The 15,938-nt window shown below is 44.7% G+C and carries 14 protein-coding genes and 1 riboswitch; of the genes, 11 read left to right on the top strand and 3 right to left on the bottom strand.

Features of this window, described 5'->3' with window-relative positions; genetic code table 11:
• Nucleotides 1–92: 92 nt before the first annotated feature.
• The 3 genes from dnaJ to ACAM39_RS11270 all read left to right on the top strand — a co-directional run bounded on the left by dnaJ (nt 93) and on the right by ACAM39_RS11270 (nt 3,800).
• The gene (dnaJ, locus tag ACAM39_RS11280; protein ID WP_369627743.1) at nt 93–1,259 is read left to right on the top strand and encodes a molecular chaperone DnaJ; all 1,167 of its coding nucleotides are present in this window, start codon (nt 93–95) and stop codon (nt 1,257–1,259) included.
• Nucleotides 1,260–1,481: 222 nt separating this feature from the next.
• Nucleotides 1,482–2,288 (top strand): 4-hydroxy-tetrahydrodipicolinate reductase, encoded by an 807-nt coding sequence (gene dapB / locus ACAM39_RS11275; protein ID WP_369627742.1) that lies wholly within the window; start codon nt 1,482–1,484, stop codon nt 2,286–2,288.
• A gap of 168 nt (nt 2,289–2,456) precedes the next feature.
• Nucleotides 2,457–3,800: a hypothetical protein gene (locus ACAM39_RS11270; protein WP_369627741.1), complete on the top strand. Its 1,344-nt coding sequence runs from the start codon at nt 2,457–2,459 to the stop codon at nt 3,798–3,800.
• A gap of 53 nt (nt 3,801–3,853) precedes the next feature.
• Here ACAM39_RS11270 and thiC read toward each other — a convergent pair whose 3' ends face one another.
• Nucleotides 3,854–5,872, bottom strand: a complete 2,019-nt coding sequence (thiC, locus tag ACAM39_RS11265) for a phosphomethylpyrimidine synthase ThiC (RefSeq protein WP_369627740.1) — start codon at nt 5,870–5,872, stop codon at nt 3,854–3,856.
• A gap of 140 nt (nt 5,873–6,012) precedes the next feature.
• A riboswitch (TPP riboswitch) is annotated at nt 6,013–6,115 on the bottom strand.
• Nucleotides 6,116–6,276: 161 nt separating this feature from the next.
• Between thiC and ACAM39_RS11260 the strand changes: the two genes are divergently transcribed.
• Nucleotides 6,277–7,617, top strand: coding sequence for a TolC family protein (locus ACAM39_RS11260; protein WP_369627739.1), 1,341 nt, complete (start codon nt 6,277–6,279; stop codon nt 7,615–7,617).
• An 82-nt stretch (nt 7,618–7,699) separates the two neighbouring features.
• Here the strand turns inward: ACAM39_RS11260 and pstS are convergent, their stop codons facing one another.
• On the bottom strand, nt 7,700–8,704 hold the full coding sequence (gene pstS / locus ACAM39_RS11255) for a phosphate ABC transporter substrate-binding protein PstS (protein WP_369627738.1): 1,005 nt from the start codon (nt 8,702–8,704) through the stop codon (nt 7,700–7,702).
• A gap of 346 nt (nt 8,705–9,050) precedes the next feature.
• Between pstS and phoU the strand changes: the two genes are divergently transcribed.
• The 3 genes from phoU to ACAM39_RS11240 all read left to right on the top strand — a co-directional run bounded on the left by phoU (nt 9,051) and on the right by ACAM39_RS11240 (nt 11,242).
• Nucleotides 9,051–9,821 carry a phosphate signaling complex protein PhoU gene (phoU, locus tag ACAM39_RS11250; RefSeq protein WP_076775614.1) on the top strand — a complete coding sequence of 257 codons (771 nt, stop codon included), beginning with the start codon at nt 9,051–9,053 and terminating at the stop codon, nt 9,819–9,821.
• Nucleotides 9,822–9,960: 139 nt separating this feature from the next.
• Nucleotides 9,961–10,695 carry a phosphoglycolate phosphatase gene (locus tag ACAM39_RS11245; protein ID WP_369627737.1) on the top strand — a complete coding sequence of 245 codons (735 nt, stop codon included), beginning with the start codon at nt 9,961–9,963 and terminating at the stop codon, nt 10,693–10,695.
• The gene (locus ACAM39_RS11240; RefSeq protein WP_369627736.1) at nt 10,682–11,242 is read left to right on the top strand and encodes a DUF4385 domain-containing protein; all 561 of its coding nucleotides are present in this window, start codon (nt 10,682–10,684) and stop codon (nt 11,240–11,242) included. Before ACAM39_RS11245 ends, ACAM39_RS11240 begins: the two co-directional genes overlap by 14 nt.
• A gap of 29 nt (nt 11,243–11,271) precedes the next feature.
• Here the strand turns inward: ACAM39_RS11240 and ACAM39_RS11235 are convergent, their stop codons facing one another.
• Nucleotides 11,272–12,765 (bottom strand): YifB family Mg chelatase-like AAA ATPase, encoded by a 1,494-nt coding sequence (locus ACAM39_RS11235; RefSeq protein ID WP_369627735.1) that lies wholly within the window; start codon nt 12,763–12,765, stop codon nt 11,272–11,274.
• A 208-nt stretch (nt 12,766–12,973) separates the two neighbouring features.
• Between ACAM39_RS11235 and hemN the strand changes: the two genes are divergently transcribed.
• From hemN to ACAM39_RS11215, 4 genes are all read left to right on the top strand, one after another.
• Nucleotides 12,974–14,452 (top strand): oxygen-independent coproporphyrinogen III oxidase, encoded by a 1,479-nt coding sequence (hemN, locus tag ACAM39_RS11230; RefSeq protein WP_369627734.1) that lies wholly within the window; start codon nt 12,974–12,976, stop codon nt 14,450–14,452.
• A gap of 12 nt (nt 14,453–14,464) precedes the next feature.
• Nucleotides 14,465–14,932, top strand: coding sequence for a hypothetical protein (locus ACAM39_RS11225; RefSeq protein WP_314027285.1), 468 nt, complete (start codon nt 14,465–14,467; stop codon nt 14,930–14,932).
• A gap of 21 nt (nt 14,933–14,953) precedes the next feature.
• The gene (locus ACAM39_RS11220) at nt 14,954–15,166 is read left to right on the top strand and encodes a hypothetical protein (protein ID WP_128681029.1); all 213 of its coding nucleotides are present in this window, start codon (nt 14,954–14,956) and stop codon (nt 15,164–15,166) included.
• A gap of 161 nt (nt 15,167–15,327) precedes the next feature.
• Nucleotides 15,328–15,933: a class I SAM-dependent methyltransferase gene (locus ACAM39_RS11215; RefSeq protein ID WP_369627733.1), complete on the top strand. Its 606-nt coding sequence runs from the start codon at nt 15,328–15,330 to the stop codon at nt 15,931–15,933.
• Nucleotides 15,934–15,938: the final 5 nt, after the last annotated feature.

The following is a 15,938-nucleotide window of genomic DNA, read 5'->3' as shown; positions in this document are numbered from 1 at the left end:
TAGTCTTTCAAAGGTTTGGCAGCTGTTAAACGTTGCTACTGGTCGAATCCACTCTTCCGTACTGTCAAAACTATGCTGCCAAAGGAGTTACTATGTCAAAACGCGATTTTTATGAAGTATTAGGGGTAGATAAAACCGCTAATGAACAAGAAATCAAAAAAGCCTACCGCAAACTTGCGATGAAATATCATCCAGACCGTAACCCTGATGACCCTGCCGCTGAAGAAAAATTCAAAGAAGCCTCGATGGCATACGAAGTGCTCAGTGATGATAGCAAACGTTCAGCGTATGACCGTATGGGGCATTCCGCGTTTGAGAATGGCATGGGCGGTGGCGGCTTTGGCGGTGGCAACTTCCAAGACATTTTTGGCGATATTTTTGGTGGTATGGGCGGCGGTCGTGGTGGCAGTGCGGGCGGCTTCCAAGACATTTTTGGCGACATTTTTGGCGGTCGCACAGGGGGTGGACGTAGCAGACGCGGTTCAGATTTACGCTATATGCTCGATTTGACGCTTGAAGAAGCGGTGCAAGGGGCAAAAAAAGAAATTACCTTTACCGCACCTGCCCCTTGTGAAACTTGTGATGGTAAGGGCGCCAAAGACAGCAGCGATATCGTGACCTGCACAACTTGTGGCGGCGTAGGCGTGGTACGTATGCAGCAAGGCTTTTTTGCTGTGCAACAAACCTGCCCCAACTGTGGCGGCTCAGGTAAACAAATCAAAAATCCTTGCCATGACTGTCATGGCTCGGGTGTTAAAGAAAAATCACGCACCCTTGAAGTCACCATTCCTGCCGGTATCGACAATGGCGATCGGGTACGTTTAACGGGCGAAGGTGAAGCGATTACAGGCGGTGAAAGCGGTGACTTGTATGTTGAAATCCGTGTGGCACAGCACCCTATTTTTACCCGTGAAGGCGCTGACTTATACATGGATGTGCCAATTAGCTTTGCAGATGCAGCTTTAGGTCGTGAGGTGGAAGTACCAACGCTTGAAGGACGTATCAATTTACGCATTCCCGAAGGCACCCAAAGCCACAAAGTATTCCGTATCAAAGGCAAAGGCGTTACCCCCGTGCGCACGACGATGAAAGGTGACTTGTTATGCCGTGTGGTGGTTGAGACACCAACCAATCTCAACAATGAACAAAAAGAGCTACTTCGTCAGCTACAATCATCCATGGGTGACCATCAACAATCGCCCCAGAAAAAATCTTTCTTTGATAAACTTAAAGAAGATGTCAAAGACTTGTTTGACTAGGTTTTATTGGTTTATAGTGTTTTATAGATGTTTCACGTGAAACATCGAACCCTTGTAATGATTGCAAGGGTTTTTTTTGGCATAAGTCAGTATTGAGTTAAGCTAGGATTCAGCGAAACAAGCTGTTATGATTTGAACTTAAAAAGTTATGCTAGGTAATCAGGCTAGAAAATCAGATTAGAAAGTTACACTAGGTAATCAGGCTAGATAAAGGATAAGCAAATGGTAAAAATCGGGGTCATAGGCGCAGGTGGGCGCATGGGACGTATGCTGATTCAAGCGGTGGCACAAAACCCACAAACTACCCTTGCAGGGGCGATAGAGCGTCAAGGTTCAAGCTTGTTGGGCGTGGATGCAGGCGAGCTAGTTAATCTCGACAAAACTAATGTGGCTTTGGTCGATGACTTGGCAGGGGTCATTGATGATATTGATGTGCTCATAGATTTTAGCTTGCCTGAGTCGACTGCCAAAAACTTACAACTTTGTGCTGCCAAAGGTGTCAATATGGTCATTGGGACAACAGGCTTAAACGATGAACAAAACGCCATCTTAAAACAGGCAAGTGAAAAAATTGCCATCGTGTATGCGGGCAACTACTCAACTGGAGTAAATTTAACCCTTAAACTGCTTGAAATGGCTGCCAAAGCATTTGGCGACAGCGCCGATGTTGAAGTTATCGAAGCCCACCATAAACACAAAATTGATGCGCCATCGGGCACCGCTTATATGATGGCTGAAGTGGTTGCCAAAGGACGCGGTCAAAACCTAAAAGACGTGGCGATTTATGGCCGCGAAGGTCAAACTGGCGCACGAAAAGCAGGCGAGATTGGTATCCATGCCATTCGCGGTGGCGAGATTGTCGGCGACCATACGGTGATGTTTATCGCCGATGGCGAGATGGTTGAAATCACCCATAAAGCCCGTGAGCGCATGACCTTTGCTGCAGGTGCGGTGCGTGCTGCGGTGTGGGTCAATGAGCAGCAAACAGGACAGTTTGATATGCAAGATGTTTTGGGCTTGAAGAAATGATATAAAATTTGTTGACAAAATTACTTTTTACAATTAGCATTGAGATGCTGCTGAAAAGTGGCTGAAAAAGCTGAAAAGCCTACTGAAAAACTTAAATATTGTCTTTATTGAAATGATGAAGTATTTCAATGGCTTTTCCAATTTATAATTATTGATTGGAGAAGTATTATGAATTTTGTTACTATCAAAACTGAAAACCACGCTATATTTAATTTCGAAGAAATTAATAAAGTGATAGCTACAGCTAACCCTCAAAATGTAGCTAAGCTCATTGATACAATGCAGCTTACTGCTAACCCTCGAAAATCTAAAATCAATAAGATTACAAATTCAATTCAAGAAACTTTGGATCATTCACCAGAATATATGGTGTTTAAATCTAAAGGATTTCTTCTATCTACAGGTGTATGTGAGCCTTTAGAAAGAGGAAGATTTAAAATGAGAGTTCAAGATCCAATTACTGATGGCTTATTAGATGGCGGACATAATATGTTGGCTATCGGAATGTATTTACTACAAAAATATTTTGAGTCAAAAGAATTACCTGAGCCCATTGAATTTAAAAGAGTCAAACATTGGGATGATTTTAAGCCAGTATGGGAAAAGTATAGAGAAGGTGTTGAAACCATTCTAGCGGATTTAGATTTTTTAGTTTCGATTGAGATCATCTATCCTCAACAAAATAGAGAGGACATTTTTTCTGATAAAGTTTTTGAAATCTCTGATGCGAGAAATAATAATTACGCATTGAGTAGTGGAACCAAAGCTGATCATAAAGGGTATTATAATGTACTTAAAGATGTTATAGATCCAGAACTTGATGTCAAAGTTGAATGGAAAGACAATGATGTTAGAAAAACAATTAAAAGAAACGATATTGTCTCTTTAGCTTTGATTCCTTTAATAGCTTTACAACGAAATAATAGATTAGAAAGTCATTTTAGAACAATTAACCCTACCATGATTTATAACAGTAAGGAACAATGTGTTGAAGCATTTTCATTACTTATTGAAAGATACACTGACCAAGATGGTGAGTTGAAATTACCAGCAGTCATATTAAATGCATTTAAGTTAATGCATGATATACCTAAATTGTATGATTTGATTTATCAGAAATTTCCCGAAATTTATAATAAGTCTCAAGGTAGCTTTGGAAGAATTTCAAGCGTAACTCAGAAAAAAGATAAAGAAGGTAAAGTAATTAAAAATTTCTACAAGACAAAATTTTATTCTTTAACTTCAGAGTATAAGTATCCTGATGCCTTTATTATGCCAATTATTGTAGCTTTAAATGAGCTAATACAAATTAAAGCTGATGAAGTTTCTTGGAAAATTCCTAATATGGAAGGTTTCATCGAAAATAACCTTAAAGATCATTGTGGAATGTTAATTAGTACCATTAAGGATAATAATTACGATCCACAATCTGTAGGAAAAAGTTCAGCTGCTTACAAAGGCATGGAAATGGAACTTGGTCTAGCAGAATTAAGAATGAATAATAATCTTTAATTTAATGACGCTTAAAAAAGGTAGCTTAAATTTTAAGCTACCTTTTTTTATGTTTAAACTTCTTTATACAGCTGCTTACCTTCCTCAATAAATTTTTGCTTCATCTGCTCCATACCTAGGCGGATTTCATCGGCAGACGCTTCACCGACTTGCCCGACCAATTCAGTATCCACCTGCTTGATAGCGTGGCTGGCATCCGATAACTCGCCTGTATCAGGGGTAATGTCTTGCCCAAGCTGTGGTTTATTAAATTCAAGCCCTGCGGCATAATCCCGCACGTTTTGGGTAATTTTCATCGAGCAGAATTTTGGACCACACATCGAGCAAAAATGCGCTGATTTATGCGCTTCTTTTGGCAAAGTTTCATCATGGAATTCACGAGCCGTGTCTGGGTCTAGGCTCAGATTAAACTGGTCATCCCAGCGAAACTCAAAACGCGCTTTTGACAAGGCGTTATCCCGCGCTTGGGCACCTGGGTGTCCTTTTGCCAAATCTGCCGCGTGCGCCGCGATTTTGTAAGTGATGATACCGTCTTTGACATCCTTTTTATTGGGTAAGCCCAAATGCTCTTTTGGTGTGACATAGCACAGCATGGCCGTCCCGTACCAACCAATCATCGCCGCACCAATCGCAGATGTGATATGGTCGTAGCCTGGCGCGATATCCGTCGTCAAAGGTCCAAGTGTGTAAAAAGGCGCTTCTTTACAGACTTCAAGCTGTAAATCCATGTTTTCTTTGATACGGTTCATGGCAACGTGCCCTGGACCTTCAATCATGACCTGTACGTCATGCTGCCATGCCACTTGGGTCAGCTCGCCCAAGGTTTTGAGCTCACCAAACTGCGCATCATCGTTGGCGTCTTGTAGGCAACCGGGGCGCAAACCATCACCCAGACTAAACGCCACATCGTAGGCTTTCATAATCTCGCAAATTTCTTCAAAGTGGGTATAAAGAAAATTCTCTTTATGATGGGCAAGACACCACTGTGCCATAATCGAGCCGCCGCGTGACACGATGCCTGTCAAACGATTGGCGGTCACCGGTACATAGCGCAGTAGTACACCCGCGTGAATGGTAAAATAATCGACGCCTTGCTCGGCTTGTTCAATCAAGGTGTCTTTAAAGATGTCCCATGTCAAATCTTCGGCAACACCATCCACTTTTTCTAGGGCTTGATAAATCGGTACGGTACCGATGGGCACGGGGGAGTTACGGATAATCCATTCACGGGTTTCATGGATATGCTTACCGGTTGATAAGTCCATGATGGTATCCGCGCCCCAACGGGTAGCCCAGGTCATTTTGGCAACTTCTTCATCAATACTAGAGCCCAGTGCTGAATTACCGATATTGGCATTGATTTTAACCAAGAAATTGCGCCCAATAATCATCGGTTCTAATTCGGGATGGTTGATGTTATTGGGGATAATCGCCCGTCCCGCAGCGACTTCGGCACGCACAAATTCTGGGGTGATGAGTTTGGGGGTATTGGCACCAAAGTTGTTACCAGCGTGCTGACGCCCATCAGTTAGGTCGTGCTGCTTTTGGGTTTCACGGATGGCGATGTATTCCATCTCTGGGGTGATGATGCCTTGTTTGGCGTAGTGCATTTGGGTGACGTTTTTGCCATTGATTGCCCGTCTTGGCTTGTCGATATGCCCAAAGCGCAGGTTAGCCGTGGCGATGTCATTGGCACGCTCATTGCCGTATTGGCTTGACAGTTTGGCAAGCTGCTCGGTGTCGCCGCGCGCTTCTATCCAAGCTTGACGCAGTTTTGGTAAGCCTTTGGTCAGGTCAATTTCGACGTTGGGGTCAGTATATACTCCTGAGGTGTCATACACATAAAACGGTGGGTTTTTTTCGCCTTCTGCCTTGCCAAAACCGCCCACCGGGGTATCGGTCAAGGTGATTTCCCGCATCGGTACTTGGATGTCAGGGCGTGAGCCTTGGATGTAGACTTTGCGAGATGCCGGCAAGGCGCGCGTCAAATCACGCGCTTCTTCTTCAAAGCGGTCATCGGTAGGGTCACGGTGGGCAGGGGTTTTGTGAGTAACGTTGGTAAGTTGGTTCATAGCGAGTCCATGTTATGTTATGAAGTGATGGTTTGCTGGACTCGGGCGAAGATAGGTGAGTGTGACTGTTTCTAAAAAAACTGATTCTAGAAAAAACTGGTTCTAGTAAAAGGCTGATTCTAGAAAAATACTGGTCTAACTAACCTAATAGACGACTTCCCTACAACGGTATTAACCGTGTCAGGTTCGGCGGGTATGTCTCAGCCGTTGGTATGTCATCCAACTGCACCCCGAGTCAATACCTCCATATTAACAAAAACTCACAGGTTTACCTAATAGATTTTTAGCCATTTTGTACCGATGATTTACTGCACTAAATTACTGATTTTTTTGACAACTATCGGTATGATAGAGGCTCCTTGGTTGTTGAAAATGTTGTAATTATTGATATGGAATGCATCTGTTTGTGGAATCGTAAAGCGCCTGGCGCCCGATGGCGGTTAGGGGCGATGGCAGTGTCATTGATAGGGTCGATGTCCCTCAGTCCAGCCGCGATGGCAAAGGATTTGTGGGAGTTGTATAGTGCCGCCCAGCGCACCAATGGCAATTGGGCAGGGCAGCAATATGACTATTTGGCAACGCAAAAAAATGTGCAGCTAGCGTTTGGCGATATGCTGCCGCAAGTGGGACTACAAGGCAGTGTCAAACATAACCAGTTTTATCCCAAAGACGATAGCATCCCTGACACGGGCAATACCGCAAGCCAAATTGGTATCGGACTGCGCCAAGCCTTGTTTCGTGCTGATAAATGGGCAAACTATGAAAAAGCCGTGCTCGCCAGTCAAGCCAATGACATCCAGCTATTACAGCAGCACCAACAACTCATCGAGCAAATCAGCAAAGCTTATCTCAATGTATTGCGCGCTGAAGCGATGACAGATAGCCTCAATGCCGAGTTCACCGCACTCAAAGCACAAAATGACATGATGCAAGCGAGACTCGCACAAGGGGTAGCGGCGCGGGTAGATACCGAAGAAAGCCGTGCAAGGCTTGAAAGCGTCAGCGCCTCTATCGCCAACAATGACGTGGCAATCGTAAATGCCAAACAGCAGTTATCACTGCTCACCGGTCAACCAATCAATCAGCTAGACAGTATCAAGTTACCGCCTGATTTGAATCTTGTGGCAAGTCAAAGTATCGACAACTGGATGCAGCAGTCACAAAATAATAATCTCGATATTCAGCTAGCACAAACCCAAGTGGCGATTGCTAACAAACAAGTCGATTATCTCAAAGCCAATACCTATCCCCGTGTCGATTTGGTAGGCAATGTGGGGTGGCAAGACTATACCCATAATAATGTTAGCGCTATTGATGGCACCAATTATAGCTTTGGGGTGGAAGTGGATTTTCCGTTTTATACCGGTGGCCGTACACGCGCAGGCGTTGAGCAAGGCAATCTACAAGCGCAAGCGGCAAAAAGTCGCCTCGCCTATGCGTACCAAGCTGCGATGACTCAAACTAGCCAAGCCTATCTAAATTTGATCGCACAGCGTGCCACGATTAAAGCCCAGCAAGTTGCCGTGGAGGCTAATCGCCGCGTCGCCCAAGCGTCAAAAACAGGCTATGATTTGGGGGTGCGCTCGATGGTAGATACACTACTGGCAGAACGCCAATATCACGCTGCCAAACGCGATTTGATTAATGCGTATTTTGATTATCTAAATGCCTACATTGACCTACAAAAAGCTGCGGGCAATCTGACCGATGAGACGGTCAAAGTGCTAGATAATCAGCTGATTTAAAGCGGGTTTTTGATAAGGTATGTTAAAATAAAAAACCCTACCTATCGGCAGGGTTTTTATGTTTATGCGATTATGCAACGCTCTATTTAACTTTAGTCCACTCTTTACGAACCGCAGCTTTAGTTGCTGCTGGTAGTGGTACGTAGTCAAGAGAAGTAGCCATTGCGTCACCATTGTTGAATGACCAATCAAAGAACTTTAACGCTTCTTTCGCTTTAGCACCGCCCGTACGAGGTACGAGGATGAACGTCGCTGCAGAGATTGGCCAAGCGTTGGCTGCTGGCATGTTAGTAATCGTCACCGCAAAACCAGGGTATTGTGCCCAGTTAATGTTTGATGCTGCGGCAAAGGTTGTGTCGTCTGGCATCACAAATTTACCGGCGCGGTTTTGAAGTTGGGTATAAGCTAAACGGTTTTGTTTTGCATAAGCGTACTCAACATAGCCGATTGAGTTTGCAACACGTTGTACATTGCTTGATACGCCTTCGTTACCTTTACCACCCACGCTTGCTGCAGCATTGGGCCATTTAACGGTTTTGTCTGCGCCTACTTTTGATTTCCAATCGCTTGATACTTGGCTTAAGTAAGTTGTAAAGACGTGCGTGGTACCTGAACCGTCTGAACGGTTAACCGTGGTGATTTTAGCAGAGGGTAGGGCAACGCCTGGGTTTAATGCTTTGATACGTGCATCGCTCCAGTTGTTGATTTTACCCATATAGATGTCAGCAAGGACGGCGCCCGATAGTCTTAATTGACCTGGTTTTACGCCAGCGATGTTAACCACAGGTACAACACCACCGATAACGGCTGGGAACTGTATTAAACCACTTGCGTTAAGCTCTGCTGGGCTCATTGGCGCATCAGTGGCACCGAAATCAACCGTTTTTGCTTGGATTTGTTTGATGCCGCCAGAAGAACCGATACCTTGGTAGTTGATTTGGTTACCCGTGGCTTTTTGATACGCGCCTGCCCATTTTGAGTAAACAGGTTGTGGGAAGGTTGCACCAGCACCTGTAATGTTGACAGCATTGGCTTGTACGCCTACAGCAGCTAACGCCACACTGACGATTAAATGTGATAGTTTCATAATGATTCCTTGATGGACAAATGAGATGATTGTCAGGGAAGATGGTAACTTAGCTTGGGAGTCGCCAACCAATATGTCGCGTTTTAAATCACCCAAAGCTGAAAAATTGTTGCCATGTTAATGTAACAAAATGTCAAATCTATTACGGTTATGTTAAAGTTTGATGACATTGAAATGTTTGTTAGGTTTTTTGCTCGGTTTATATGATGCAATATCAGCGAATAGGCGCGCTATTTTTCATCATTTTGTCGTAATTTTTAGTTATAGTTAGCTTTTCTTTAACGTCTTTTTTAATCACAATTTTGCACAGTCCATGAGTCACAATCCATGAGTTAGGAAGGGAAATATGAATTTAATTGGTGAGCATTTATCAAAAAGTTATGACCAAGATTTACAAAACTTGGTCAATTTATTTTTAAAAATGGGTGGCATGGCAGAAGCCAATCTCACCAAAGCAATTGAATCTTTGGTAAAAAGTGATGTGGCGCTTGCCGAAGATGTCATTGATGGTGACAAAGAAATCAACTTTACTGAGCAGCAGCTTGATGATTCGGTGGTCAAAGTATTGGCACGTCGTCAACCTGCTGCTACCGACTTACGCCTAATCATGGCAGTGAGCAAATGCAGTGCTGACATTGAGCGTATTGGTGATGAAGCCAAAAAAATCGCCAAGATGGCGCGCCGTGCCACCCGTGAAGGTCAATCACCGATTGGGTATCATGAAGCGCATCAAATGGGTAATTTTGTGCAGATGATGCTAAAAAATGCGCTAGAAGCCTTTGCCAAGTTTGATGCAACAGGTGCTTACCAAGTGATAGAGCAGGATAGTGAAATTGATGCAATGTACAAATCTGCGTCACGCGCGATGATGACCTACATCATGGAAGATGGTCGCTATGTAGCAAAAGTCATTGATATTTTATGGGTGCTACGTTCGATAGAGCGTATTGGTGCGCATGCGCGTAATATCTCTGAGCAATTGATTTTTTGTATTACCGGTGAAGATGTGCGTTATCAAAAACTGGGCGCCAAAAAGGACAGCGCGCTGAATCCCGAAGCTAGCAATGAAATCGCTGATGCCTCACTAGATTATCAACCGAGTAATGGCGAAAACTAACGTTTTTTAGTCAAACCTGCTCTTAGGCGGAATTGGTTGTCAGGGTTAGGTTATTTTAATGGACGGTTGCATGGTATTTTTAAGTGATTCTGCTACACTGTAGCCTATCAATTTTGGTGAAAAAACGATAGGAAACACCATGTCTAGCGAATCACTTAATAGCCCAATCCCCCCATCCACTGGGGAAAATATCACCCAAAAATCGTTACTTATTTTTGACTTGGACGGTACGTTGATTGATAGCGTGCCAGATTTGGCTGACGCCGTCAATGCGATGCTAACCACGCTTGGCAAAGCCAACTTTAGCGAACATGTCATCCGCAACTGGGTGGGCAATGGCGGCAAAGTGCTAGTGCAACGTGCCTTATCAGGCTCACAAACTATTGACCCCAATCTCACTGAAGACGATACCAATCAGGCGCTTGCCCTGTTTTTTGACTACTACCATCAAAATACCTGTGTCAGAACCCAGCCTTATGTAGGGGTGAGTGAAGGGTTGCGTCAGCTTAAAGAGCAAGGCTATACCCTCGCTATTGCCACCAATAAACCCATTGATTTTGTTCCTGCGATTGTCGAAAAATTGGGTTGGCAAGCCCTTTTTGCCTATATTTTGGGTGGCGATAGCTTGCCTGCCAAAAAACCTGACCCGATGCCGCTACTGCACGTCTGTGACCAATTAGGCTTTAGCATCGCTCAAAGCTATATGATTGGTGACTCCAAAAACGATATTTTGGCAGGGCAAAATGCGGGCATGGATACCTTGGGATTATCATACGGCTATAACTATGGACAGGATATTCGTGACTATCACCCGACCCATACCTTTGATGACTTTGCTACGCTGACTGAGTTTTTGAGTCATGCACGAGTTTAACTATCATCTCAACTTTGACACGCTGAATTTTCGCGAGCATCCAGCGTTGTATCGGGTGGGACGCGGTGAGCAGGGCGTATTATTGGTAGAGCCGTATAAATCCGAGATTTTGCCGCATTGGCGATTTGCTACGCCAGAACTTGCGCACGAGAGCAGCGATACCATCTATGCGATGTTTTTGGACTACCTTGCTCAAGGGGATTTTGTCGGTGCTGATATGGCGCGTAAATTTATCCAAATGGGTTATACGCGCTCGCGTCGTTATGCCAATCACAAAGGGGGCAAAAAATATGACGGCGCTGTCCCTGACGCTAAAAAAGGACAAAGTGGCGCGCATGGGCGTGAGCAATTGCCACAGCAATCACAGCAGCTTGAATCCGCGCAAATCAAAGCCCAATCCGCGCAAATTTTTAAGCAAAAATGGGATGAATGCCGAGCCAATGCGGATTATAAAGCGCTAAAAAAACAGTTTGAAGCCAAATACGTCAACGACACCCAATACGATAACCTGCCGCCCACATTTTTTCGCGAGCATCCGTTTTTATAGGCTAGTTGTATGGTGAGTTAGCACGAAAATTAGGCATTCGTTAATTGACTACGATAACTTAATGCCTCTGTCAGATGCGGTGTCTGAATATTGTTACTACCTGCCAAGTCCGCAATCGTGCGGGCGACGCGAAGGACGCGATGATAGCCGCGCGCGGACAGATTCAGCCGACTTTGTGCCATTGCCAAAATACGACTTTCTGCATCGCCAAGCGGCGCAAATTGGTCAAGTTCACTGGGGGAGAGTTCATTATTGGCTTTGCCCTGTCTGGTTTGCTGACGCTGATAGGCTTGTATCACCCGCTCACGCACTACCGCAGAAGACTCACCCTTCTGTGCTGATTGCAAATCACTGGCAGGCAGGGCAGGCACGGTAATATGCAAATCAATACGGTCCAGCAAAGGTCCTGATAGTTTTTCTTGATAGCGTTTGATTTGCTCAGGTCGGCACTGGCAGCGACCTGATTTATCCCCATAGTAGCCACAGGGGCAGGGATTCATCGCTGCTACCAGCTGAAAATTGGCGGGAAAGCGTACCTGAGAGTTGGCACGGCTGATGACAATTTCTTTGTTCTCAATGGGCTGTCTGAGTACCTCAAGCACCTTGCGATCAAACTCTGGAATCTCATCCAAAAATAACACTCCCCGATTGGCGAGCGTGATTTCACCGGGTTTGGGCGACGAGCCGCCTCCCACGAGCGCCACCGCTGAGGTGGTATGATGGACTTGGCGAAAAGGGCGTGTGCCGTAGTCATAATCACTGTTGGCAATCGAGTAAATACTGGCAACTTCAAGCGCTTCATGGTCGTTGAGCGGTGGCAAAATGGTGGGTAAGCGAGATGCCATCAAGGTTTTGCCTGTCCCCGGTGAGCCACAAAACAATAGGGAATGTCCGCCTGCTGCCGCAATCTCTAGCGCACGTCTGGCTTGGTGTTGTCCTTTGACATCGGCTAAATCTAGCTGATAATTGGCTGATTGGTAAGATGCCTTGTGCTCGGCTTGGCTGAGTTGCTGCTCATTCATCAAGTGTTGGCACACAGCTTTGAGGGTATCGGCTTGCAACACCTTCACGCCATCGACTTTGACCGCTTCATCGGCATTGTCTTTGGGAACAATCAAGGTGCGCTGGTCTGCCTTGAGTGCACGTGATACTGCCAACGCCCCAGCAATGCCTCGTAAATCGCCATTGAGCGCCAATTCGCCAATAAACTCGTACTGCGCAAGCACGGTTTCATCAATTTGACCACTCGCTGCCAAGATACCTATGGCAATGGGCAAATCAAGCCGTGCGCCATCTTTGGGTAAATCCGCGGGCGCAAGGTTGATAGTTAATCTGCGATTGGGAAATTGAAAACCCGAGTTGATAATGGCAGAGCGCACCCTATCTTTACTCTCGCGCACCGCTGCTTCAGGTAAGCCGACCATGGTGACTGCAGGCAATCCTTGCGATAAATGTACTTCAACCATTACGCTTGGCGCGTTTAAACCCACCACCGAGCGCGTATATACTTGAGCAAACGACATTTTTAAAATCCTTTTTCAACCACTTGGCGGCTACCTTGACATACAGCAGGCAGTTTTTTTATGGCAGCAACTAGACAATTTTTGATAAAAAACGACTAAATCATAGCATAATTCATCTATTTTCTCATCATCGGCTATCTATGATGACTATGTTATAATCACAACCAATATTCCGAGAATTTTACGCTACACGCTATACGAGACTATTATGACAGACCAAACTCGCCCTTTATCTGACAGCGAACTGCCCACCTTTGATCGTCCTGTCGAAATCATCGAAAATCCGTATGCCAATGCCAATCGTAGCTACACGACCCAAACCCATTTGTTTAATGAAGCTATCATCAATAAATACAACCGCTCAGGTCCCCGTTATACCTCGTACCCAACCGCACTAGAATTTGCCCCGATTGCTGACGGCATGGAAGCCCGCGTTTTGGCAGAAAAAGACCCACGGGTGCCAGTGTCCTTATATTTTCACATCCCATTTTGTCGCCATCTGTGCTATTACTGCGGCTGCAATAAAATCATCACCAAGAAAAACAGTGATTCAGGCGACTATTTAGCGTATCTTTTTGCCGAAATTCGGCATAAACGCAGCTTGATGCAAGGGGACCCTATCGTCGAACAAGTGCATTTTGGCGGCGGTACACCCACCTTTTTGACCGATGATGAGCTGGTCAAATTGTGGAACTTTTTGCAAACCCAATTTACTTTTAGCGATAAACCTACCGCTGATTATTCGATTGAAATTGACCCACGCGAATTGCGTCCGACCACGCTTGAGATATTGCGTGGACTTGGGTTTAATCGGGTGAGCTTTGGTGTGCAGGATTTGCAAGAAAAAGTACAAATTGCCGTCAATCGCGTGCAGTCAGAAGAATTGATTCGAGGTGTGATGACGGAAGCTCGCCGCCTTGGGTTTCATTCTATCAATATTGACTTGATTTATGGGTTACCGCACCAAACGGTGGATAGCATGCGCAATACGGTTGAGCGCATCATTGCTATCTCACCAGACCGTCTGTCTGTTTTTAACTATGCCCATTTGCCAGAGCGATTTAAAGGTCAGCGTCAGATTAATGAAGCGGATTTGCCAAACCCTGCCGACAAACTAACCATGCTCGGTAATACCATCCATGCGCTGACTGACGCAGGCTATCAATATATCGGCATTGACCACTTTGCCAAGCCTGATGATGAGCTTGCGATTGCGCAACGTGAAGGTAAATTACACCGCAATTTTCAAGGGTATACCACGCATGGCAATTGTGATTTACTGGGGTTTGGGGTGTCGTCGATTAGCCAAATTGGTCTGCATATTTTGCAAAATCCAACGGATTTGAATGATTACCAAAATCTCATCAATGCGGGAAAATTGCCTGCGGTTAAGGTGATTTCTGCGCGCTTGCCTGACTTGCTGCGCCGTTATGTGATTATGAATCTGCTATGCCATGATTATATTGATTTTAAAGATGTGAATGCGCGCTTTAGCATTGACCCGATGACGTATTTTATTGATGAAATCCGCCAACTGGGCGAGATGCAGGCGGATAAACTGGTGGATATGGACGCCAAAGGCATTCGGGTGCTACCAAAAGGGCGACTGCTCGGACGCAATGTGGCGATGGTGTTTGATACTTATTTGGCGAGTAAAGAAGGCAATCGTTTTAGTAAGGTGATTTAAAAGGATTTTAAAATGTTTTCAAAGTTAAAAATGGTTGGTTTAACGATGGTTTTTGGCTTGTATGGTTGTCAGCAAAATACGCTTATAGAAAAAGCTGAAATTCCGCCAGCTTCCACACCAAAACCTGTTGAAATAGGTAAAGAAATTCCCGATTCAAGAGTAGCGACTTTTGTACGCCCCAAACCAAAACCCAATGAAATTCCTACTTGTATGGCAGCAGCATTAAGTGGTCGTTTAAAAGTACAAGGTAGTTGTTTGGTAATAGCGAATGGAAACGATTATACCCAACCTATTTTTGAAAAGAGTTCCATAAATTGGGATGAAGCCAGTAAAACACTTACTTTTGAAGGTAAAAAGTATAAGGAAGGCGATGAAATTCGTGTTGGAGGCGGTGGTTTACCGACTGATGAAACTTACCCAAAAAAAATGAGTATGGGTATTCCTGACTGCCCAAACTCTCATTTATTTCTTGTTTGTTAATAATAGATTTAAGGAATAAAATTGCAAATCACTAATCCAAGCCCAACGATTGCCCAAGCCGTTCACCAATTGCAAATACTGCCGCCTGCAAGTCAGCAAACAGCATTGGATTTTATCAATTTTTTGGTCACTCAAAATTTAGGAAAATCCTCACAGCCTAGCGAAAAACCAAACGCCAATTTGGGCAAATGGTTGGCAAAGGCAGTTTTACCATCAAAGATGATTTTGAGATGACCGAAGAAGAATTTATCAATCTATGAAAAAGCTGTCAAAAAAACTAAAGCCCCATTTTATCGTTGATACGCATATTTTACTATGGCTTGTTTTTAGTCCGCCGGCAAATTTAGCACGTATCAGCCATTTGGCTTAACCCTTCTTTAATTTTTGGAATAAACATGCACCCCATCGACCCTGACTTACTCAAAAAATCTGCCTACTGGCGCGAAGACATCCAGTTCACCCAAGATGTGCTTGGCAAGCCGTTTCACTTTACCAGCACTTGGGGAATTTTCTCGCCCGAAAAACTCGATGAGGGTAGTCTTATGCTGCTTGACTATATCGAGTTCAAAGCCGATGACCACTCAATCGACCTAGGCTGTGGCTATGGCGTACTGGGTATGACGGCCGCCCGCGAATGCCCAAACGGACAGCATTTGCTCATCGACAAAGACTTTGTGGCGGTAGAATACGCCAAACTTAACTGCCAAAAAAATCATTTAAATAATGCCCAAGTTCAGCTATCCAATGGCTTTCGGGATGTTGAAAAAGACAAAAAATTTAGCCTAGTCATGAGTAACTTACCTGCCAAAGCCAGTAAAGAGCAACATTATCTGTATTTGCTCGATGCCTACAATGCGATGGAGAGTGGCGCACGGTTCTATGTGGTGACCATCAACGGCCTGCGGGACTTTATGAAACGCTCATTTACTGAAGTTTTTGGCAATAGCGATAAGCTCAAACAAGGCAAAACCTATACCATCACCATGGCGGTCAAAGACTAACGCCC

This window comes from Moraxella sp. K02 (assembly GCF_041154755.1).
Taxonomy (GTDB): Bacteria; Pseudomonadota; Gammaproteobacteria; order Pseudomonadales; family Moraxellaceae; genus Faucicola.
Note: the sequence above shows the minus strand (reverse complement) of the source record. Positions and strands in the feature narration are given on the sequence as shown.

What these genes read in the sequence shown, in the direction of transcription:
- pstS (WP_369627738.1), bottom strand. Translation starts at nt 8,704, where the DNA reads ATGAAACTATCACATTTAATCGTCAGTGTGGCGTTAGCTGCTGTAGGC.
- hemN (WP_369627734.1), top strand. Translation starts at nt 12,974, where the DNA reads ATGACAGACCAAACTCGCCCTTTATCTGACAGCGAACTGCCCACCTTT.
- ACAM39_RS11245 (WP_369627737.1), top strand. Translation starts at nt 9,961, where the DNA reads ATGTCTAGCGAATCACTTAATAGCCCAATCCCCCCATCCACTGGGGAA.
- dapB (WP_369627742.1), top strand. Translation starts at nt 1,482, where the DNA reads ATGGTAAAAATCGGGGTCATAGGCGCAGGTGGGCGCATGGGACGTATG.
- ACAM39_RS11215 (WP_369627733.1), top strand. Translation starts at nt 15,328, where the DNA reads ATGCACCCCATCGACCCTGACTTACTCAAAAAATCTGCCTACTGGCGC.
- ACAM39_RS11270 (WP_369627741.1), top strand. Translation starts at nt 2,457, where the DNA reads ATGAATTTTGTTACTATCAAAACTGAAAACCACGCTATATTTAATTTC.
- dnaJ (WP_369627743.1), top strand. Translation starts at nt 93, where the DNA reads ATGTCAAAACGCGATTTTTATGAAGTATTAGGGGTAGATAAAACCGCT.
- ACAM39_RS11240 (WP_369627736.1), top strand. Translation starts at nt 10,682, where the DNA reads ATGCACGAGTTTAACTATCATCTCAACTTTGACACGCTGAATTTTCGC.
- ACAM39_RS11225 (WP_314027285.1), top strand. Translation starts at nt 14,465, where the DNA reads ATGTTTTCAAAGTTAAAAATGGTTGGTTTAACGATGGTTTTTGGCTTG.
- ACAM39_RS11235 (WP_369627735.1), bottom strand. Translation starts at nt 12,765, where the DNA reads ATGTCGTTTGCTCAAGTATATACGCGCTCGGTGGTGGGTTTAAACGCG.
- phoU (WP_076775614.1), top strand. Translation starts at nt 9,051, where the DNA reads ATGAATTTAATTGGTGAGCATTTATCAAAAAGTTATGACCAAGATTTA.
- thiC (WP_369627740.1), bottom strand. Translation starts at nt 5,872, where the DNA reads ATGAACCAACTTACCAACGTTACTCACAAAACCCCTGCCCACCGTGAC.